Below are 22,215 nucleotides of genomic sequence, written 5' to 3'. Positions count from 1 at the left end.
AAAAACTACAGAACCTCAAAATAATGAAAATATCTTTTTCTAAACAGACTAAAGAACGGGCTTTCAAACAACTTTATGAGGAGTATTATGCCCCATTTTGTTTGTATGCAAAAAGGTTTGTTGATGATAAAGAAACACGTGAAGACATCGTTTCGGATGTATTCACCTCATTATGGGATAAACTGGATACTGATTCTTTTGATCTTCAATCGAACACCGCATTAGCTTACATCAAAATGTGCGTAAAAAATAGCTGCCTGAATTTCCTGAAACATCAGGAATATGAATGGAGCTATGCGGAAAATATACAGAAGAAAGCTCCTGTCTATGAAACAGAACCGGATAGTATATATACTCTTGATGAGCTATACAGAATGTTGTATGAGACATTAAACAAACTTCCCGAAAACTATCGAACGGTCTTTATTAAAAGTTTCTTTGAAGGCAAAACTCATACAGAGATTGCAGAAGAGATGAATCTTAGCGTGAAGTCTATCAATCGATATAAACAAAAAACGATGGAACTTTTACGTAATGAATTAAAGGAGTATATGCCACTATTACTCTTGTTATTTCTTCGTGCATAATCTACATCCTCATGTTCTCTTCCTGGTATATGCCTTTCTTTTGAAAAACAGTCGTACTCTATATATGTATTAGTCCTGTTGTTTATATCACTCTGCTTAATAGTTAGCAGGGGCTTACTTGTGTGGACAGATAAGCTATCAGTTGTGAACAAATCCGTTTACGGTTGTAAACAGATTTGTTCACATGGGTGAGCCCTTGTAAAACATTAGAGCTTAACAAAAGAATACCTAAGTATCAATGTATGATATATAGGGAAATATAGTATAAATTAGCTGGGAGCAAGACGAGCCAGGGTGAGGGTAACTTTTTACCCTCACCCTGGCCTCACCTCTACCCTCACACTTGAAACACCGATGAATAAAGGGATTGAATCAAGGTGTGAGGGTAAAACGTCATCAACATTTGTTTGGCTAAGATGCGACACTCTGCCCGGTTTATTTTTCCGTTCTCTGTTTGCGGAATGGATTCTATTGTCAATATATGCTTGGGACGATAATAAGGTTCCAGTATTTCATGTAGTTTATTTCCGATTTCTTCTGTGTCGGGCTGATCTGCCAATAATAAAGTGACAGCCTGCCCTAAGCGCTGATCCGGAACTGAAGTAATGACAAAGGACACAGGAATAAACGGGCGGAGCAACTTCTCCATCTCCTCTGCTTGAATCTTAATTCCTCCACTGTTAATCACATTGTCTTTCCGGCCTAGAATCATAAAACTTCCATCGGGATAGATACGTGCAATGTCATTGGTCTGCAATGTTTCGTCACATACCAAAGGGGCATCAATGATTAATGTATTCTCTGCGGATAAAGACAATTTTACTGAAGGAAATGGATAATAATGTTCTGAAGCCGATGCTCCGTTCAGACGACGAAGGGCAATATGCGACAAAGTTTCAGTCATGCCATAAGTGGAGTAAACAGCAGTCGGAAGATGTTTTATCTCCGTTTCCAGAGCCTCATCAACGGCTCCGCCTCCTATAATCAGAATATCCGTTTGTTTTAATCGCTCTTTTTCTTCGGGAACCTGCAACGTGTTATAAACTTGCAATGGGACCATTGCAACAAATCTCAAAGGTTCTTTTATATCCGCCAACGGATGGCCGGAAGCAGGACGAATAATCAAATTCAAACCTGCAACCAATGAACGTACGACCACCATCATTGCACCGATATAACGGAGATTCATACATAATAATGCCGACTCACCTTTCTTCAAATTCAGAAATTCACAAGTCAGACGTGCACTTTGCATCATTTGATCCTTGCGTACCATCAGTTCTTTAGGTATACCCGTGGAGCCCGATGTATGAACTGTAATAACAGGAGAATCATTAAACCATTCGTTCAGGAAAAGATATAAATCCCAATAAGCAGGAGAATGAGCTTCTGCTCCTCCTACTATCAGTTGGCTTATTTCTTCAAAAGTGTATTCTTTTCCTTCCAGTAGCAAGCGCTGTTGTTGTCGATCGAATATCATCAGAATATCCTTTAAATACCACTAAATACCATCATTTACAAAACCACAGGCAATCTTTTCTGATTTCAAGAGGCACTTCTATATTGTCAGTAAAGAGCATACCCGTTCCCAATCCTTGTGGTAACGGATTATTGAATGTTGCACACCAATGGGCGATAGCATTCAAACCAATGTTGGACTCCAAAGCGGAAGTGATCCACCAGCCGATATGTTGCTTTTCCGCTTCCATAATCCATTCATCCCCTCCACATATTCCTCCGTGGAGAGATGGTTTAATGATGATATATTGCGGACGGATGGTTGCCAGCAGTTTCTTTTTTTCTTCCAGCGTGTTGCATCCTATCAGCTCTTCATCCAATGCTACTGGCAACGGAGATTCAGAAGTGAGCCGAGCCATTTCTTCCCATTGTCCGGCACGAATCGGCTGTTCGATAGAATGTAAATCAAATTCTGACAGACGTTTCAGTTTTTCCATTGCATCACCCGGAGAGAAAGCACCGTTTGCATCTACACGCAACTCTATTTCTTTAGAAGAGAAATGGGTACGAATATGACGTAACAACGCCAATTCTTTTTCAAAATCGATAGCACCAATCTTTAGTTTGACACAACGGAATCCGGCTTCCATCTTTTTCTCGATTTGGGATAACATGTGATCAAAATCTCCCATCCAAATCAAACCATTAATTTGAATCCCTACCTCTCCACGAGAAAAAGCCGTATCGGACAAAGCCCAACTCCCTGCAAAGAAATGCCAGATAGCCGTTTCCAAGCCAAATAAGATGGAAGGATACTGGCATAAAACATCCTTATCCCACATTCCTTGTTCTTTCTCTACTTGCCGACAAAATCTTTTTAATATATCTTCATAATCAGGAAGATCGTCACAACTTAAAGCGGGCAAAGGCGCACACTCCCCTATTCCTACTCTGCCAGGGAAGTCAGGCGAGGTAAAATGAAGATACCAAACTTTACGCGTAGTATATGTTCCTCTGGAAGTCCCGGCAGGTTGCTTGAAATGGAGCAATCGGGGAATAATTTCTATTTTACAATTCATCGTGAATAATTTTTCAATTCACCACAGAATAACACAGAGCCTCACGAAGTTTTAATAAGTTATATCTCTTGCAGTTCTCCTACCATTCTCTCCTCCACAGTCTTGCTTTGCAGAAAATCAGGCTTAAACGCAGGAAAAGCAAACTCTGTGGTACTCTGTGGCAAAGCCGATTTTAAGGGAATTTCGGATATTGTTTGAAGTTCGGTTTACGTTTCTCCAGGAACGCATTCTTTCCTTCCTGTGCTTCATCCGTCAGGTAATAAAGTAATGTTGCGTCACCTGCCAACTCCTGAATACCTGCCTGGCCGTCCAGTTCGGCATTCAATCCCGCTTTAATCATGCGCAAAGCCAATGGACTAAGCAACATCATTTCTTCCGCCCATTGCACGTATTCATCTTCCAGCTGTTCCAAAGGTACTACCTTATTCACCAATCCCATATCCAATGCTTCTTGTGCATTATACTTGCGGCAAAGGAACCAAATTTCACGTGCTTTCTTCTGTCCTACCACACGCGCCAGATAAGATGCACCGAATCCGGCATCAAAACTACCCACGCGAGGACCTGTCTGACCGAAAATGGCATTTTCCGAAGCAATGGATAAATCACATACTACATGGAGCACGTGTCCGCCACCAATGGCAAAGCCGTTCACGGCAGCAATCACAGGTTTCGGAATACTACGGATTTGCTTTTGTACATCCAATACGCTCAAACGAGGCACACCGTCTTTCCCGATATATCCGCCACGTCCTTTCACATTCTGGTCGCCTCCCGAACAGAATGCCTTATCACCGGCTCCGGTAATTACAATCACATCAATATCCGCTTCTTCACGGCAAATGCGCAATGCATCACTCATTTCGGCAGTGGTAGTCGGGGTAAATGCATTCCGATAACGTTCACGGTTGATTGTGATACGGGCAATTCCATTATAATAATCAAAAAGAATATCGTCGTATTCTCTGATGGTTGTCCACTCTCTTTGTGTTGGCATAATTTATTTTTGTTTTAATTGATGATAATAATTCTTCAACATACGTGCATCCTTGTTTTTGTTGGTAAACACTTCCAGGAGCACAGGTTGTTCCATAGTTTCCGGCTGGGTGAAAGTTTTCATTGCTTCAGTCAGCTCTTCATCATTTTGTGCCTGCAGATAAAGGAAACCACGTTCCTCCGCCCAGCCTTTGGCTGACGTTTTATGAACTGCTGCAATAAATTTATGTGAGGTGCCCGACATATCCAATCCCGGTAAAGTATGGAAAATCTCTCCTCCTCCGTTATTTAATAAAAGGATACGCAGGTTGGAACGGACGTTGATATTCCACAACGCATTCATATCATAGAAGAAACTTAGATCTCCGATAGCTATGAAATTCAGTTTGTCGGAAGCTGCCGCATAACCGACAGCGGTAGACAACGACCCTTCAATACCACTTGTTCCCCGATTGCAACAAACTTCAATTGTAGGAGGAATCGAATATAGTTGTGCATAACGAACTACCGAACTGTTTGCCAGATGCAATGCACAGGACTCCGGCAAAGCTTTCAATAATGTACCGACAGCCAACATCTCCGAATAGGCAAAATCCGGTTCGGGAATAATCTTACAATAATTCTCCCATACACGGGGATAGTCAGGAGTCCGGTTATCCAGCAGGCTGGCGATCTTCTCCAGAAATTCAAACGGGTCCATCTCGATCACTGTAGTCAATGAGCCGTACAAATCGACCACCTCACCCTCCGGCGATACGTGCCAATGCTCTTTAGGCGGATGCTGACGGAGAAACTTCTTCAATCGTTTGGAAACGACATGTCCTCCGTAAGTAATCAGCAATTCGGGAACCATCTGGTCTATCTTCTCTTCGGGCATGGCATAAAGTGCCGCATCGAAATTCTTTACCGGAATACCGGGAACTGTCTGATTGCCGATATGTTCCGTCAACCAGGCAAAATGTTTATATAATAACTTGATATATCTTTTTTCAAACAGATAAATAAGGTTCATCTGACCGATGATAATCATGCGCTTCTGATATTTATTCATCCGGTCGACCAGATCATTATAATCACGGTCATAGACGTTCAATCCCTGATAACGGGTTATCACACGTACTTCCGGGAGTGCATCTACCGTGAATTGAAACAGCGGTTCGGAAATAGGAACATTGATATGCACCGGGCCTTTTCCATGATGATTCGTCTCCAGCAAGGCTTCATTCACCAGGCGATTACAATACCATTCATCTTCTTCCGTATGAATCTCCGGAAGATTGACCGACTTCTTTACCAGCGTTTGAAACACACCCGGTTGCGGCACTGTCTGTCCATCCATCTGTCCGATCCAGGCAGCGGGACGGTCTGCTGAAATGACAACTAAAGGAACATTCTGATAAAATGCTTCGGCTACAGCCGGATGAAGATTTAATAATGCAGTACCGGAAGTGCAGCACACAGCAGCAGGCTTACCACCATTCAACGCAAGACCAATGGCAAAATAACCGGCACTCCGTTCATCCGTCACTGCATAACAGGTGAAGTTCGGATGATTAGACAAAGTATGTACGATGGGCGTATTACGACTACCCGGACACAACACAACCTTAGTAATCCCGTGCGCCTCGAGCAACGCAACCAACTGGAGTATGTTCTTCTTGTCTGTATACATGATGATAATTATTAGTAGTTTATGATTTTAAAGGAGGCGTTGCAATAAGCCGTTTGATGGTTTGCAACTTCTTTTCCGTTTCCAGCCATTCGTCATTCAATTCCGAAGAAGCCAGTAGTCCACCGCCGGCATAAAGAGTCAGTTGTTCATCTTCAATATGCATGCAGCGCAGATTCACATAGATGTCAGTTCGCCCTTCCGGGTCCAGCCAGCCGATAAAGCCGGAATAATAGCGGCGGTCGTAGCCTTCGTTCTGCAATATAAACCGATAGGCTTCTTCTTTCGGTAAACCGCATACAGCAGGCGTTGGATGCAACACTTTCAAGAGATCTCCCAAACCTTTGTTATCTTTCAAAGAAAACTGGAAATCTGTTTTCAAATGTGACAAAGCACCTGCATAAGCCGGATAAGGCCCGTTCTCCGTAGAATGAATACCCAACGAAAGGAGTTGGCGACGAATGTAAGAAGCTACATAAGCCTGCTCTTTCCGATTCTTTTCATCCCATATTTGGGGCAGTTTACCATCTTGCAAAGGCTGTGTCCCGGCCAACGCTACTGTATTCCATTCATCTTTTTCACCCGATAAAATGATTTCGGGAGTGCTTCCCAACCAGATTCCTGTCTGCGGAGTGTAGCACAAGTATATATATGAATGAATATAACGCCTGCAAGCTGCACGAAATATAGATAAAGGGGAAAAACCGGATACTTTATCAATAGTAAGATGACGTGAAAGTACTAATTTATCAAAAGTATTATCACGCAAAGCATTTATAAAGGTATGAAAGCAGGAGGCATATTCCTCCGTAGAAGAAGTCAGGAACGATTCTTGTCCTTGCATCCGCAAAGCGACTTCCCGTTCTTCTGCCGTATCATTGTCAATCGGCAAAGGTTGCCCCCACTGATCGGGTTGAATCAATACGACAGGACACGTCTCACTCACCTGAAACGGAGCGATGACAAATCCTCTCTGTCCATTCAGTTCTTTCAGGTCGTATATCAGACATACCGCTCCTTCCGCCTGTGTCAACAGACGGGGAACTTTCTCCCCGGGAATACGGTAAACAGCAAACGGCTGCTTCCGCTGAATAAATGCATCAATAGTTGTCAAATTACTTATTTCTTCGTCGGTCATCTCTTTTTCATCACACTGTTGACTACCCGTATGGAAGACACTAGTTTGTTTGTTGAAGTAAACACGTCTACATTCCATACATGGGAGGAACGTCCCTTATGTACAACTGTTCCTACTGCACGCACTGTATCTCCTTCATGTGCAGAAGATATGTGGTTTCCACTGACCTGCATTCCTACTACAATCTCGTCCGGCTGGCAAAGAATCATTGAACCGAGTCCGGCAACTGTTTCCGCCAATGCAAGAGTAGCCCCGCCATGCAAAATGCCAAAAGGCTGACGGGTACGATGGTCTACCGGCATTGTTGCTTCCACACGGTCTTCGTCGGCATAGGTATATTGAATTCCCAAGTTTCCCATCAATGCGTGGCGTGCCTGCGCATTCAGTTGGTCAAGGGGAATTTCGGCTACACGCACTTCGGATATGATAGCCTTCTCCACTGCAACGGCCACTCCGTCTTCCTCATTCGAAGCAGTCACATAATCGGCACAGGCTTTCACCGAGTCTTGTGAATGTCCCATAGCTATACCCAGCCCCGCCAATTGAATCATTGTTACGTCACACACACCGTCGCCCACAGCAATCACTTCCTCACGCTTCATACCTAGCACCTCCAGCAAAGCACCCAAAGAATTGGCTTTGTCGATGGCGCAGGGAACTACTTCCAGAAAATAGGGCTCCGAACGGAATACGTCCAACGCCCCATTCAGTCGTCTCTTCCAGTGATCTTCCAAACCAAGCAATGCTTCTTCGTCATCGCTCACCAGCATACACTTACAAGGAGCAAAATCAACGGCAGCAGAAAATTCTTCTTCTTTGATTATTTGCAGGTCATTCAACCGGGCTTCATTTTGGATATGTTCATTTTCAGGAGAATCCGTTATGATCGTATCATCATGATAAGTGAATAAAGCAAAACCGTTTTTACGGGCTTTCTTTTCCAGATACGGCAACATTTCGGGATTAATCCGACGTTCAAACAGAATTTCTCCGTTTTGTGCATTGATAATCTGACAGCCATTATAGGAAAGGATAAAACCTCCATAGTTTCCAAGTTCGAGCATCTTGGCCAGCGGCATTAGGCCATAAGTCGGTCTGCCGGACGCCAGCACAATACGTACTCCCATTTGCTGAACCTTCAACAGGGCAGCCAATGTACGTTTACTAATTTCTTTCGCATCATTGAGGAGTGTTCCGTCTACATCAAGAACCAATAATTTATACTTCATGATTACACGATTTTGATTTAGATTACAAAGGTAGGAAATTGAGTGAACGACAGAAAGCGTAAACAGATAAAATTACTTTAATTTCACTCTCTCAAACGCATTTCCAGATAATCGCGAAGAATTCGGGCGTGATTATACACCGGTTCTTTTGAAGCATAAAGTAGTGTTATCACCGGATGTGGTTTGATAAGAGTCAGAAAATCAGCCATTGATGGAGAAGCATCCAGCTCTTTTTGATACTGCGTGACAAAATCTCCCCAATGTCCGGGAATATCTTCATGAAACCATTTACGTAATGTAGGGGATGGTGTTATGTCTTTTGCCCAATAATCGTATTTCAACCATTCTTTCTTCATTCCGCGTGGCCATAATTTATCTACCAACACCCGGTATCCATCTGTTTCTGAAAAATCTTCGTAAACCCTCTTTATCCTTACCTGTATCATTTCCATTAATATTTAGTTATCAATAGATAAACCGGGAAAAACGAAAATTGTTTAGTAGAACTATTTAATTCCTCAATGTGTCCTGCGCTTTTTTAAATTCATAAGGAGTCATTCCCGTCTTTTTCTTAAAAAGGTTATATAATATCGGGGCACTATTAAATCCGGATTCATCAGCGATGGCACGTATGGTATAGTTAGGATATTTTTTCATTAGCTTGATCGCATAATTAATGCGCAGTCCGTTGATGTACCCATTGAAATTAGTTCCGGTGCATTCTCTTATCATCCGGGCAAAGCGTGCATTATTCAGATGTACAATCTGCGCCAAATCTTCTCTTGAGAGCTCTGGAGAAAGATATAGCTGTTTTTGAACGACTGTATGATTTAATTCCTGGAATATTTTCTTGTTCTCCTCTTCTTCCCCACTTTCTTTGTCTGTTTCGTCCAAAAGTTCATCCTGTTCTTCAGGAGAAATCAATTCCGGTTCCAATTCTGATGAAACCTCCTGTTCCTCGTACACTTCCAATAACTGATTACCATCTTTTTTATTGGCAAATTTCTCGTTTATCAGTTTGGCAAGCATCCTGTTTTTATACTCGATTATATGGTTGAAACGCCACAAACGCCAAAGTATAAACAGGGTCAGCACTACAATACACGCCAAAAAGCAGAGTGAAACATTCCTTATTTTTAGCTGTGAGGCTTGCTCGGCGATGTATTCTTCTTTTTCGGAAGCACCGTACATCGCGTTCAATTCTAATGCAGCATTTTTCCTGTCGGTACTGTTAATGCTATCCGTTATTGCAATGATGGTTTCACGTATTTCTGCGGCTTCTTTATAACGATTCAGCCCCAGATATGCCTGGACTTCCTTATTAAGTATAGTTAAATATTGAGCGTTCAAGGTATCCCGCTGTGTTCTCAACAATTCTTTAAAGTCCTTACAGTTGTCTATTACTGTCTCATATTGTTTGGAAAGAATCAAATAAGGAATCGAATACATCTTGCCATCCGGAGTATGAGATTCTTTTATTGCCAGATATTTTTGATAATATCCTTCTGCTTGCGCATATTTCTTTTCTAAATAAGAAATATAGGCCAAATTTGCATATAAATAGCTATATTGACCATCAATGTAGCCTTCGGGAACCTCCGGTACTTTCTCTAATTTTTTAAGAAGTTTTTCACGTTCATAAGCAAGAGCCAAAGCTTCATCAATACGGGAATCTGTCATTAAAAATCCCATCTCTGCTCCATAATAATAGGAAAGCAGCATCATTTCTCTCATATCCTTTGACCCACGCAGTAATTCAATCGTACGACCAAAATAATTATACGCCTCATCTTTCAATGATAGCCTCCAATTATTCTCTCCTATGCAAAAAAGCAATCTAGCTTCCGCCTCTCTGTCCTTCAGTTTTTGAGCCTGCATAATTCCACTAAGAGCATAATGCATGCTCTCATTATATTTACTCATTATGGATGAAAGTTCAGCTAAATAAACCGTCATCTTCAACATGTGCTTAGGTTCTCTTTGAGAGATGGAATCAAGCAAGTACGACTTCCTTGCATACATAAAAGCTAGTTTATTCATATACATATTACGATATGACAAACTGCGCAATTCATTAATCAGACGCAGAGGGAAGGCTTTTCTGGTTTCGGCCTCATCCAACAACTGTAAAGCACGTTTGGGGTTGGAAATATAAATATCTCTGATATATTTTTCTGTATACAAAGAGTCATTATTTATAATTTTATCAGCCCTTGAAAATTGATTGTGTACAAATAGAAGCACAAAAATACATACCCAAAAACGCATAAAACTCTTAATCGTGTTTAATCATTAATTATCCAAAGGTATGTATTTTCCAAAAAATGTGCAGACACAATTTAAATTTGCAAAATAAAAATAAGAAACATTAGCTAAACATATCAGAGACGTAACATGGTTCCAAGTCAGCTATTCTCCTGAATCACAGCCCAATGCTTTGCTCAATCGCCCTTCAAGGCATACACTTAAGTCAGTCGTTACAAACTTGCCATTATAAAAAAGAGTAAATATGGTAGCCGGAGTAGGTGCATTTTGCGCCTGTTCCATACTTTCCAATTCAATTATTCTCAATGGAATGTCTTTGCTCTTAGCAGCACTGACCAAAGAACCGCGAACGTGAAACTCCGTAAACGGGCAGCGATGGGTATAATAAACGACTATTCCATCCTTATCCGGACACTCACCGCTCAACACGCAATCATTAAAAGAAGGATCAGGAGCAGCCGGGTTTAGTTTCAAACTTAAAAGGCTGAATCCGTAAGGGAGTTTTTCTATTGTTTGGAAACCTTGTCGCAACAGCCATTTCGTGTCACTCATAAAATGAAATTTAGAAGTGCCCACCACTGTGACAAGCCCATCTTTCCCCTGCAATTTTGCATCATCAATGGCAGACTGCAATAATGCCTTACCATGTCCGCAACCTTTATATTTACCTGACACCCAGAAACAGTTTATCATCAGATAATTGGGAGCATTCACCGGAACCCATGCTTTTTCAGCAGGACCGTATTCGATAAACACTTTTGCCCGTTCATCAATACGTCTGAACACATAGCCGTTATCGAACTCTTTCTTCAGCCATTCTTTTTTGAGTTCATAACTATCCTTGCATTTCTTATCTGAGAAAGCACAGCATATATGTTCGTTTGCAATATTCTCCTTTGTCAAAGTGATGTAATTGGTTTCCATAATATTCTATTTAATTAATAGGTTAAACAAATAACAGTTCGATATTCACTCATTGTTATGAGTTGGTAGCAAATCGCCAAGCTAATATCCTGCTACTTTTAGTTCCCTGCTGCATTCGAATAACTTTATATTCGGACACATTCACCGATTTTAATTTGGTATATAACTTTTCCAGATTTTTTTCTTTAGAAACCAAACTCGTAAACCATCCGCAGTTCTTCTGATATTTTTGGCTCTCGGAAATCATATTCAATAAGAAACGAACTTCTCCGCCCTCGCACCAAAGTTCATTCGCACTCCCGCCGAAATTTAGCTGCACTTTATTTATCTTCGTACCTTTCAGACTGCTTAATTTGCGTAACGTTCCGTCTTCCGCCTCTTCACGCGAACTATGAAACGGAGGATTGCATATTGTCACATCAAAATACTCATCAGACATAATAATTCCATCGAAAATCTTCTTACTATCTTTCTGAAGTCGCAAGTCAATCTTATGAGCCAACACAGGGTTGCAAGTCACTATCTTTCGTGCATTTTCTATCGAAACCGGATCAATATCAGTACCAACGAAGGTCCATCCATATTCAGTGTGTCCTATGATCGGATAAATGCAATTTGCACCTACCCCAATATCCAGACATCTACATTTAGACTTCTGTCCATTAGCATCTCCTGCCGGTAAATCCGGTGTTGTTCCGTTCGGCTGGATAAGATCGGCAATATAATGAATGTAATCCGCCCTTCCGGGAATAGGCGGACACAAATATTGCTTCGGTATGTCCCAATACCGGATGCCATAATAAGTTACCAATAATGCTTTGTTCAAAGCCTTCACCGCTTGCGGATTAAAAAAGTTTATAGTTTGTATTCCGAGGGGATTGAGCGATACGAATCTCTTTAATGGAGGATAATTTTCCATCAACAATGGAAAATCATACTGACCATTGTGCTTATTTCTTATATGTAACTCACCTTTTTTTGCCATGCGGGCAAAGATACAGAGAATTTTCCTGCCTACAAATTCTTCTTAACTCTTATCCTAACACTCTTCTGAATATCATATATAATATTCTACCATTTCAATCAGCCCGGCGCGTAAAGTATACTTAGTTGCTTCATATACATTATTCACACCCAACTTCCGGAAAATATTCTTTTTGTGGGTGATAATAGTATGAATGCTTGAGGTTCTTTCCAATGCTATTTCTTTCACAGATTTCCCATGTGCTATCAATTTAAGAATGTCAATCTCTGTAACAGTCAAAACAGAATGAATTTCCGGTTTGTCGGAACCGATTATCAATAAATTGGTTATCTGATGACAAAGAAATCGCTCCCCGTGTGCTGTACACATCAATGCAGAATGAATTTCCTCACCGGAGTTCTCTTTCAAAATCATACCAATATTCCTTTCTATACTCATCCTACGAATAAAGTCTTCGCTCAATTCATTGGAAAACAATATCCAACGAACTCTCGGAAAACGTTTTTCTATAATAAGAAACTCCTCTATACCATTGATGTCAAACAATGTATAGTCAAGTATAACGACACTGTCATTACATTCTACCAATGCAAGCATGAGCTCTTTCTTGTCTGTCACATCTATCATGCGACATCCACTGAATATAGCGGAAATATATCCATGCATTCCCATTCTGGTTATATCCTGATTATCTGCTATGATAAATGTAATGTCAGTGTTCATTGTTATTCTGTTTTTTAAATTCAACGGATATTTTTCAAACGCATATTGCAGCCCGGAGACACGGAGGTATCATCGTTCTTTATTAGCTACATCAAACCACAAACGGGTAGTAATCTCATCTGCTCCCTGATGGGATATGGCAATCTGATACTGCTTACCATTCAGTGATTGTTCCGTTACGGGATAAAAAAAGCGACGAGGTAACTCTCCGGAACCCAAAACGGAATCGGGACCAGGGATAAGCTGGGGATAACCGAGCCTGCGCCAGTCAGTGAAAGCATCGGGTCCCTGTCCATAATAAGCGATCCACTTCTGCCAGCCGATAGATTCATACCAATGTGCGGCGTCGAACCGAATCGCCTCCTGCTGTAAATAAGAATCGATTATACGATTGTCTATAATGCCAAACTGATTCAATGAAGCAGTAATAGCTTCGCGGTAGAGCGTTTCCGCATCAGCCGTTATCCAGCCGCGTGCAGCGGATTCTGCAAAGATAAACAAGACCTCGGCATACGTATAAAATACAGCCGGAGAGCTATCTTTCAAAAAATAAGTACCGGGACGGGAAACTTTATTAAATCCCTGATTATTAGCGGCATCAGCAGATAAGGAATTGGCAGCTCCTACATAGTTTTTCACACCTTCGTCTTGAGGTAGCTGGGCTAAAATTCCAATTCTCGGATCATTCCATTCATTCAGTTTATCAATCAACGTTTTTGATACCCGCTGATCATCACGTGAATTGAAAGCAGATGCCCATGGATTCCATTGTGGTGAAGAAGTAAAAACAAAACGGGCTATAGCATCATTGCTATCTATTACACTGTTACGATTATCCCAAAGGGAAGCAATAACCCGACGCGCTGTATCCTCATCCCGGTCAGCTAATTCAAGGGCGATACGTAGCCGTAGGGAGTGGGCCAATTGTTTCCAGCGGGTAATATCATTTCCGTAAATCAAATCCCCTTCTACCGTTCCTCCTGTGGTAGAAAGCAACTGGTCAGCAGCGATCAACTCCTCCAAAAGCCCGCGCAAAACAGTCTCTTGTGAATCATAAGCGGGTGTTACACTTTGTGCATATTCACTGTATGGTATATTTCCATACAGATTGGTCAGCAACAGGTAAACCCACGAACGCCACACTGTAGCTATCCCTCGATAATTATCATTTCCGAGTTCCGAACTGATAATAGCATTCAAGTCAGTTATTAGCGTTGCATAGCCGGTGTCCCACGTAGTGGTAAAGCTGCCATTATCCACATTATAGCAATCTGGCTCTGTATATTGTATTTTAGCCCAATGTTGCACCCACAACAGAGTAGAATTATAGTTCGTACTACTTCCCCAATAAAGATTGGCGGCATGATACTGTGCAGCGGCAAGTAAATAAGCCGGCTGTGGATTTTCAGTGGCATTGGGGTTGCGGTTGATATCAGTCAATTCATCATCACACGATGATAGAGAAATGGCAACCACTTGTACCCATATTATATATAAAAAATATATTCTTCTTTTCATCTTATCCTATTATTTAAAGGTTCACATTTAGAATTTCACGGAAAGGTTCACACCAAAGGAACGTGTTGTAGGCAATGAATAGGCTTCTACTCCTTGTGCGTTTCCAGTAGTCAAAGCCGATTCCGGATCTATATTAGGGACACTCTTATAAATAGTCCACAAGTTACGTCCCGTCAGTGTAACGGAAGCTTCTTGCAAATGCAGTTTCTGCGTCCACAAGCGAGGTAGACGGTAACTCAAAGCGACTTCTCGCAGTTTCACGTAAGAAGCATCATATACATTAGCTTCAGCAATACTGTAAATACGATGGTAGTATTTCTCGGCAGATACAACCTCTTCGTTCTTAGAACCACTTTCCGTCACTCCTTCTACCATAATGCCATCCTGATACACACGGGTGGATTGCCCATTGACCTGGGCATAGTAAAGTCCATCAGAGGATACGGAATAAGAAGGAGATTCTGGTAATCGTACATTGTTACCCATGGCGGCAGTATAATACCACAAGCCACCGTGCTCGGCATCCCGGCCCGATAATGTGTTAGCTAATACACCGGTATATTTTCCAGTTTTATTAGTGTTGGAAAAAATAGAACCACCTACACTTGCATCTATCAGAAAAGAAAGACTTAACGAACGATAACTGAAAGTGTTACTGATACCGCCTGTCCAGTCGGGCGTAAACTTCCCCAACGTTTTATTAGTGGTCGAAATCTTAGGCAGACCGTTAGCATCCACCACAACGTTTCCATTAGCATCACGCACGTATGAAGTGCCGAACAGGGTTCCATAAGCTTCGCCCACTGAAGCCAGTATCTGAATACCAGACGAGTAGAGCCGGTAACTCGTAATCAAACCTTCATCATCCAATTTGACAACCTTGCTGCTGTTGGCACCATAATTCAAATCCAGATTCCAACGAAACCCTTTCGATGTTTGTATAGGAACAGCGCCCAATTGTATTTCATAGCCACGATTACGGATATGTCCGGCATTACGCACCTGCGACGTGTACCCACTGGCAGCAGTAGTAGCTAGTTTCAATATTTGATTACGACTATCGGTCTTATAGTAAGTGAAATCCAAGCATAGGCGATTGTCCCAAAAAGCCGCCTCGAAACCAGCTTCTATAGATGACGTCTTCTCCGGTTTTAGATTCGGATTCATACCAATGGTAGAAGAACTTTGAAGTGGATTCCCATTGAAAGCTGTTTCTGAAGTAAAGACCGTTGCCAATTGATAAGGATTGGCATCTGCTCCCACTTGAGACCATCCTCCACGTATTTTTAGGTAGTTAACAGCTTTACTTCTCCACCCGAAAGCTTCAGAAAGCAACACACTAGCCGTCACCGAAGGATAGAAATAAGAATTGTTGTCCACAGGTAGTGTAGACGACCAATCGTTCCGTCCTGTTATATTCAAGAAAGCCCAACGACGGTAATCCAGTTGTATGGAACCGTAAAGGCCATATTGCCGTAAACGGTAGAAATCATTGGACGAAGTGAGCGGATCACGCGAGTTAGTCAATGTATAAAGATCAGCAACCGCCAAACGGGGAGCAGCCTGATAATTATTCTCATATTGTTTGTTACGTACATTAAAACCCAGAAGAGCGTCAATTCCCCAATTTTTATTCAACTGTTTGATATAAGTCGCCAATACTTCTGTGTTATTCTCTTTCACCGTATAGGCATCTTCAGCATAACTGCCGTAAGGCGAACCGGCACCTGCACTCCCCCATTTTACTTTGGATTTCCTCCGGTCATTATACCAGTCGGTACTAGTACGAAAACGCACATTCAACCCATCTGTCAGACGGAATTCGGCATGCAGATCACCTATCAGACGATGACGTTCCTGACTCTGTGTATTATAAGAAGCACTCCAAAAAGGATTGTCGTAATAGCTTGAATTCCAGTTGCGAGTATAGTCCGCCTTCAATGAGTTCGTATCCACTTGACGTCCGAACCACAAGAACTGAAGCATAGGACTGTTAGAACGTACGTTACTGCCCGAGGGGGTAGCTGACCCCGGCAAACTGGGAGCTGTATAAACGATGTAATTGGCTGTAGCTCCCACCACAATCCATTTTGCCAGATGGTAATCCGTATTTAGGCTGATATTCGTCTTATTAGTTCCAGCATCAGGAACGATACTGACTTGTTTTTCGTAGTTATATCCTACACGGAACTGGTATTTGTCGTCTCCACGGGCAACAGAAATACCGTTGTTTGTAGAAATACCCATGCGAAAATAATCGCGTACATTGTTGGGATGGGATACCCAGGGAGTAGCCACACGATTACCGTCAGCGTCCAATGGGCTATCGAACTGAGGAATCAACAAACCAATATCAAGACGTGGTCCCCAGCTTTCGTCTACCCCGTCATTCACACCTGCACCCTTGCCATCTACATAACTGAACCGTCCCCCTGCCCCTTGTCCAAAAAGATTTTGAAACTCCGGCAAGGTAGCAACAAAAGAGACTTGCGTGGAAGAATGTAATGTAATCCCTATCCCTTTCTGCCTTTTGTCTCCTCCCTTAGTAGTGATGACAATAGCACCGTGAGCAGCACGCGCACCATAAAGGGCAGCGGCATTCGGACCTTTCAATACAGTAAGTGTTTTTATGTCTTCCGGATTCAGGTCTGCTATTGCATTTTTAAAATCACGTCCGCTGGAACGTGCATTAAGCTGCGAATTATCCACTGGGATTCCATCCACAATAAAAAGCGGTTGATTCTCACCTGCAATAGAAGTTTCACCACGAATAACGATGCGACTGGAACCAACATCTCCTTGTGTATTGGTAATACGCACACCAGCTATCTTACCACTCAACGAATTTAACAGATTATTATCTTTCCCTTGCACCAAAGCATCCTGTTTTACTTCCTGTGCCGTATAGCCCAATGCCTTTTTCTCGCGTGAAATACCCAAAGCCGTTACTACTACCTCATCCAGCAGATGCGTATCACTCTTCAGTGTTACCGATACCTGTGGTGCAATAGCTACCTCTTTTGCCATCAGACTAATGTAAGAGATTAGCAGCCGGGTGGCTGATGGCGGGAGTCCACTCAGTTCAAATCTCCCGTTGACATCAGTTACGGTACCCAATGAAGTTCCTTTCACTATAACTGAGGCACCGATAACCGGCTCCCCATCTTCTTCTGTGGTGACGATGCCCCGCACTGTTGTCACCTGTGCTGCCCCTTGTATCACTCCTATTGCAAGAGCAAGCAAAAATAAATGAATCCTTTTACCCATTATTGTTTACTGTTAAAATGATGGGGCAAAGGTATTAGATATATACAAACTGATAAATCCCGTATGAATGGCATTTTATATACCATATTTGCGGTATATTTACAGTTGCGTGTATGACTTTCAGATTTTTGCTTCTAATCCTTTTTATTATTCAAAGCCTGTCTGACATCGTCAAACAGATCATCCACATCCTCCAAACCAATTGAGAAACGGATAGTCGTATCCAACACATCCATGTCCTGTCGCTGTTTATCAGTAAACGGTCCAAAAATAGTACTTGCAGGATGAATAGCAAGCGTCTTATTGTCAAACAAGTTAGTAGCGCGACGTATCAATTTCAGTCGGTTGATGAAAGCAAAGCATGCCTCTTTACTTTCCAGGTCTATCGTAATCATAGCACCGGCAGTCGGACCAAACTGTCTTTGTGCCAAAGCGTAGTATGAATTATCCTTCAGCCCCACATAATTCACACGTTTGACAGCAGATAATATGCGAAGCTTACCAGCCAACATAGCGGCATTGGCAGACTGTATCCGATATCGCGCGTCCAATGTTTCCAATCCGATAGTATGCATATAGGCCACATGAGGAGTCATATAAGCTCCCAGATTGAGTAACATCTCTGTACGCATACGTTTACCGAATCCCGGACATGTACCATAATCAATTACTAAACCACCAATGGAAGTGGCTCCCCCTGATAAATATTTGGTACTGGAAACCACTTCAATATCTACGCCTAAGCTATGTGAATCGAATTCTGTGAAAGGAATAAGCGTAGTATCAACGATGAGAGGAATTCCCCTTTCATGAACTATCCGTGAGAGCGCCTGTAAATCCGCCACTTCCATCTGCGGATTGGTGATAATCTCCACATAAATGCAGCAGGTATTACTGTCTACTACTTTCTCTACTGCTCCAATGTCTGTCAAATCACACAATCTAGGTTCCACCCCGAAGCGGGACAATGTACCAGCAATAAACGAATAAGTATTACCAAACAAATGACGCGATGTAACTATATTCTTTCCTGCAGCTGCAATTGAAAATAATGTATTACTAATAGCCGCCATACCGGAATTGAGGGCTATGACTTCTGCTGCCCCCGTAAGTTCCTTCACCTTATTCTCAAAAAAAGTCACTGTGGGATTCATCACTCTGGAGTAATCCGGAGCATCTGTCCGCCCGCAAAAAGCATCAGCCATGTCATCAGCATTGTCAAATTCATAAGCCGCTGTATGGTAAACCGGCATACTGAGAGAATTGTAAGCATCTCTTCTTTGGAACTGCGTATGAATCGCTTGGGTCTGTTTTTTCATCATTCTATTCATTAATATTATAACTATCAAATCTCGTACAATAAGAACAAAGGTAGATATAAAAACTGAAATCCGACAGTAGATAAAAACAGATATTTAACTGATAATAAGCATTTTGGAATAATATTCTTTAAACCGATAAATTTAATCTGAAAAAAGAGTGTTTATTCTAAAATAAACAGTTCAAATAGTGTTATTTTCTATTTCAACAGAAACCGCCCCTTTTTATGCTTATCTTATTCACATACACAAATAAAAAAATCCCCGTAAAGTACTACTTTACAGGGATTTATCTATTAATTGAAGCGGAGAGACAGGGATTCGAACCCCGGGTACCTCGCAGTACAACGGTTTTCAAGACCGCCGCAATCGACCACTCTGCCACCTCTCCAAAACTCCTTTATCAGAAGTGCTTTCCGTTGAAAGCGGTGCAAAGGTACGAATCATTTTTAAATCTGCAAACATTCTGATATTTTTTTCGCGAATTAATCGTATTTTTGCAGTTCATTAGTAAGAACAGAAATATGATATACCCTCAAAACTTTGAGCAAAAGATAGGATTCGACCAGATAAGACAGTTACTAAAAGATAAGTGCCTCAGTACTTTAGGTGAAGAAAGAGTTACAGACATGAACTTTTCCGAGCAACATGAAGAGGTTGAGGAGAAATTAAACCAAGTAACAGAGTTTGTCCGCATCATCCAGGAAGAGGACGGATTTCCCGATCAATTTTTCTTTGATGTCCGTCCTTCGCTAAAACGTGTGCGAATAGAAGGAATGTATTTGGACGAACAAGAATTATTTGATCTACGCCGTTCATTAGAAACCATCCGTGACATTGTACGCTTTCTGCATCGGAATGAAGATGAAGAAGGAAACAATACCCCCTACCCCAGCCTGCAACGACTGGCAGGAGATATTGCCGTGTTCCCGCAACTGATAGGAAAAATAGACGGCATTCTTAACAAATATGGAAAAATCAAGGATAATGCCTCTACCGAATTAGCCCGCATACGTCGCGAACTTGCCAGTACGATGGGAAATATTTCCCGTTCATTAAACAGCATCCTGCGTAGTGCGCAGTCCGAAGGATACGTGGACAAAGATGTAGCTCCCACCATGCGTGACGGACGTCTGGTGATTCCAGTTGCCCCTGGACTCAAGCGAAAAATCAAAGGTATCGTACACGATGAATCTGCCAGCGGAAAAACTGTGTTTATAGAACCGGCGGAAGTGGTAGAAGCCAACAACCGCATCCGTGAACTCGAAGGTGATGAACGACGTGAGATCATTCGTATCCTTACCGAGTTCTCGAATATCCTTCGTCCATCTATTCCGGAAATTCTTCAATCATACGAATTTCTGGCAGAGATAGATTTTATCCGTGCGAAAAGTTACTTCGCCATACAGACCAATAGTCTGAAACCCACCGTAGAGAATGAGCAACTACTGGATTGGACAATGGCAGTGCATCCTTTATTACAACTTTCATTAGCCAAACATGGAAAGAAAGTCGTACCACTGGATATAGAGCTCGATCAAAAACAACGTATCCTTATTATATCCGGGCCGAATGCCGGAGGTAAGTCCGTCTGTTTGAAAACAGTCGGTTTGCTACAATATATGCTGCAATGCGGCATGCTGATTCCCTTGCACGAACGTAGTCATGCCGGTATATTCAGTAGCATCTTTATCGATATTGGTGATGAGCAATCTATTGAAGATGATTTGAGTACCTACTCTTCTCACTTGACCAATATGAAAATCATGATGAAGAGCTGTAACGAACGGAGCCTCATCCTGATTGACGAGTTCGGTGGAGGTACGGAGCCGCAAATCGGAGGTGCTATTGCCGAAGCTGTACTGAAACGTTTCAACCAGAAAGGAACATTCGGAGTCATCACTACCCACTACCAGAATCTGAAACATTTTGCCGAAGATCATGAAGGAGTAGTGAACGGAGCCATGCTTTACGACCGTCATCTCATGCAAGCACTTTTCCAATTACAAATCGGTAATCCGGGAAGTTCGTTCGCCGTAGAAATTGCACGAAAAATCGGACTACCGGAAGATGTCATCGCAGATGCTTCGGAAATCGTAGGAAGCGAATATATCAATGCAGACAAATACCTTCAGGACATTGTACGCGACAAGCGTTACTGGGAAGGGAAACGTCAAACCATCCGTCAACGGGAAAAGCACATGGAAGAAACCATTGCCCGTTACCAGACAGAGATGGAAGAATTGCAAAAATCCCGGAAAGAGATTATCCGGCAAGCAAAAGAAGAAGCGGAACGCATGCTTCAGGAATCCAATGCCCGCATTGAAAATACGATTCGTACAATAAAGGAAGCGCAAGCTGAAAAGGAAAAGACGCGCCAGGCACGTCAGGAACTGACAGACTTCCGTACTTCTCTGGATGCATTGGCATCTAAAGAGCATGAAGAGAAGATTGCAAAAAAAATGGAGAAACTAAAGGAAAAGCAAGAACGGAAGAAAAACAAGAAGAGTGAACCGAAAGCTGCAGTCTCTTCTCCATCAAGTGCCCCTAAAATAGTGCCGATTGCAATAGGAGAAAATGTAAAAATCAAAGGACAGACAAGCGTCGGCCAAGTGATGGAAATCAGTGGTAAAAATGCGACTGTTGCTTTTGGAAGCATAAAAACGACCGTAAAAATAGACCGTCTGGAACGTGCCAATCATACGCCCAAGACGGAAGGGATTGCAAAAAGCACTTTTGTCAGCAGCCAGACACACGATCAGATGTATGAAAAGAAGCTTAGCTTCAAACAGGACATTGATGTACGCGGAATGCGTGGGGATGAAGCCTTACAGGCAGTCACCTATTTTATTGATGACGCCATATTAGTCGGCATGGATCGTGTACGTATCCTTCACGGCACAGGAACGGGAATACTTCGTACACTTATCCGCCAATATCTGGCCACCGTACCGGGAGTCAGTCACTATTCCGACGAACATGTACAGTTTGGCGGTGCCGGAATCACAGTAGTCGATTTTGACTAACACGTAAACAAAACGTTCAAAGAACTTGTTCT

At 42.1% G+C, this 22,215-nt stretch carries 16 protein-coding genes and 1 tRNA gene; 2 read left to right on the top strand and 15 right to left on the bottom strand.

The window, feature by feature from the left end; translation table 11 throughout:
* Positions 1 to 23: 23 nt before the first annotated feature.
* A complete protein-coding gene (locus Bovatus_RS24195; protein ID WP_004302268.1) occupies positions 24 to 587 on the top strand; it encodes an RNA polymerase sigma-70 factor in 564 nt (187 codons plus the stop codon).
* 337 nt (positions 588 to 924) lie between these two features.
* Here the strand turns inward: Bovatus_RS24195 and Bovatus_RS24190 are convergent, their stop codons facing one another.
* From Bovatus_RS24190 to Bovatus_RS24120, 15 genes are all read right to left on the bottom strand, one after another.
* On the bottom strand, positions 925 to 2,067 hold the full coding sequence (locus Bovatus_RS24190; protein ID WP_004302267.1) for an AMP-binding protein: 1,143 nt from the start codon (positions 2,065 to 2,067) through the stop codon (positions 925 to 927).
* Between the two features lie 31 nt (positions 2,068 to 2,098).
* Positions 2,099 to 3,124: an o-succinylbenzoate synthase gene (locus Bovatus_RS24185; protein WP_004302266.1), complete on the bottom strand. Its 1,026-nt coding sequence runs from the start codon at positions 3,122 to 3,124 to the stop codon at positions 2,099 to 2,101.
* A gap of 172 nt (positions 3,125 to 3,296) precedes the next feature.
* Complete coding sequence (gene menB, locus Bovatus_RS24180; protein WP_004302264.1) at positions 3,297 to 4,121, bottom strand: 1,4-dihydroxy-2-naphthoyl-CoA synthase; 825 nt, start codon at positions 4,119 to 4,121, stop codon at positions 3,297 to 3,299.
* Positions 4,122 to 4,124: 3 nt separating this feature from the next.
* A complete protein-coding gene (menD, locus tag Bovatus_RS24175) occupies positions 4,125 to 5,792 on the bottom strand; it encodes a 2-succinyl-5-enolpyruvyl-6-hydroxy-3-cyclohexene-1-carboxylic-acid synthase (RefSeq protein ID WP_004302263.1) in 1,668 nt (555 codons plus the stop codon).
* A gap of 19 nt (positions 5,793 to 5,811) precedes the next feature.
* Positions 5,812 to 6,927: an isochorismate synthase gene (locus Bovatus_RS24170; RefSeq protein ID WP_004302262.1), complete on the bottom strand. Its 1,116-nt coding sequence runs from the start codon at positions 6,925 to 6,927 to the stop codon at positions 5,812 to 5,814.
* Positions 6,924 to 8,156, bottom strand: coding sequence for a Cof-type HAD-IIB family hydrolase (locus Bovatus_RS24165; protein ID WP_004302261.1), 1,233 nt, complete (start codon positions 8,154 to 8,156; stop codon positions 6,924 to 6,926). Before Bovatus_RS24165 ends, Bovatus_RS24170 begins: the two co-directional genes overlap by 4 nt.
* A gap of 83 nt (positions 8,157 to 8,239) precedes the next feature.
* Complete coding sequence (locus Bovatus_RS24160; RefSeq protein ID WP_004305785.1) at positions 8,240 to 8,602, bottom strand: DUF488 domain-containing protein; 363 nt, start codon at positions 8,600 to 8,602, stop codon at positions 8,240 to 8,242.
* Between the two features lie 64 nt (positions 8,603 to 8,666).
* Positions 8,667 to 10,424, bottom strand: coding sequence for a helix-turn-helix domain-containing protein (locus Bovatus_RS24155; protein ID WP_004302259.1), 1,758 nt, complete (start codon positions 10,422 to 10,424; stop codon positions 8,667 to 8,669).
* A gap of 141 nt (positions 10,425 to 10,565) precedes the next feature.
* On the bottom strand, positions 10,566 to 11,345 hold the full coding sequence (locus tag Bovatus_RS24150; protein ID WP_004302258.1) for an N-acetyltransferase: 780 nt from the start codon (positions 11,343 to 11,345) through the stop codon (positions 10,566 to 10,568).
* 55 nt (positions 11,346 to 11,400) lie between these two features.
* On the bottom strand, positions 11,401 to 12,330 hold the full coding sequence (gene rlmF / locus Bovatus_RS24145) for a 23S rRNA (adenine(1618)-N(6))-methyltransferase RlmF (RefSeq protein ID WP_004302257.1): 930 nt from the start codon (positions 12,328 to 12,330) through the stop codon (positions 11,401 to 11,403).
* Between the two features lie 72 nt (positions 12,331 to 12,402).
* Positions 12,403 to 13,053, bottom strand: a complete 651-nt coding sequence (locus tag Bovatus_RS24140; RefSeq protein WP_004302256.1) for a response regulator transcription factor — start codon at positions 13,051 to 13,053, stop codon at positions 12,403 to 12,405.
* A gap of 69 nt (positions 13,054 to 13,122) precedes the next feature.
* Positions 13,123 to 14,571 (bottom strand): SusD/RagB family nutrient-binding outer membrane lipoprotein, encoded by a 1,449-nt coding sequence (locus Bovatus_RS24135; protein ID WP_004302255.1) that lies wholly within the window; start codon positions 14,569 to 14,571, stop codon positions 13,123 to 13,125.
* A 27-nt stretch (positions 14,572 to 14,598) separates the two neighbouring features.
* Positions 14,599 to 17,838 (bottom strand): SusC/RagA family TonB-linked outer membrane protein, encoded by a 3,240-nt coding sequence (locus Bovatus_RS24130; protein WP_004302254.1) that lies wholly within the window; start codon positions 17,836 to 17,838, stop codon positions 14,599 to 14,601.
* 134 nt (positions 17,839 to 17,972) lie between these two features.
* Positions 17,973 to 19,157 (bottom strand): PLP-dependent transferase, encoded by a 1,185-nt coding sequence (locus Bovatus_RS24125; RefSeq protein WP_004319722.1) that lies wholly within the window; start codon positions 19,155 to 19,157, stop codon positions 17,973 to 17,975.
* Between the two features lie 306 nt (positions 19,158 to 19,463).
* Positions 19,464 to 19,548, bottom strand: a tRNA-Ser gene (locus tag Bovatus_RS24120).
* A 133-nt stretch (positions 19,549 to 19,681) separates the two neighbouring features.
* Between Bovatus_RS24120 and Bovatus_RS24115 the strand changes: the two genes are divergently transcribed.
* Positions 19,682 to 22,183, top strand: a complete 2,502-nt coding sequence (locus Bovatus_RS24115) for an endonuclease MutS2 (protein WP_059365530.1) — start codon at positions 19,682 to 19,684, stop codon at positions 22,181 to 22,183.
* The last annotated feature ends 32 nt before the right edge of the window (positions 22,184 to 22,215 follow it).

The sequence above is a fragment of the Bacteroides ovatus genome, assembly GCF_001314995.1.
Lineage (GTDB): Bacteria > Bacteroidota > Bacteroidia > Bacteroidales > Bacteroidaceae > Bacteroides > Bacteroides ovatus.
This window is presented reverse-complemented; position numbering and strand designations above follow the sequence as displayed.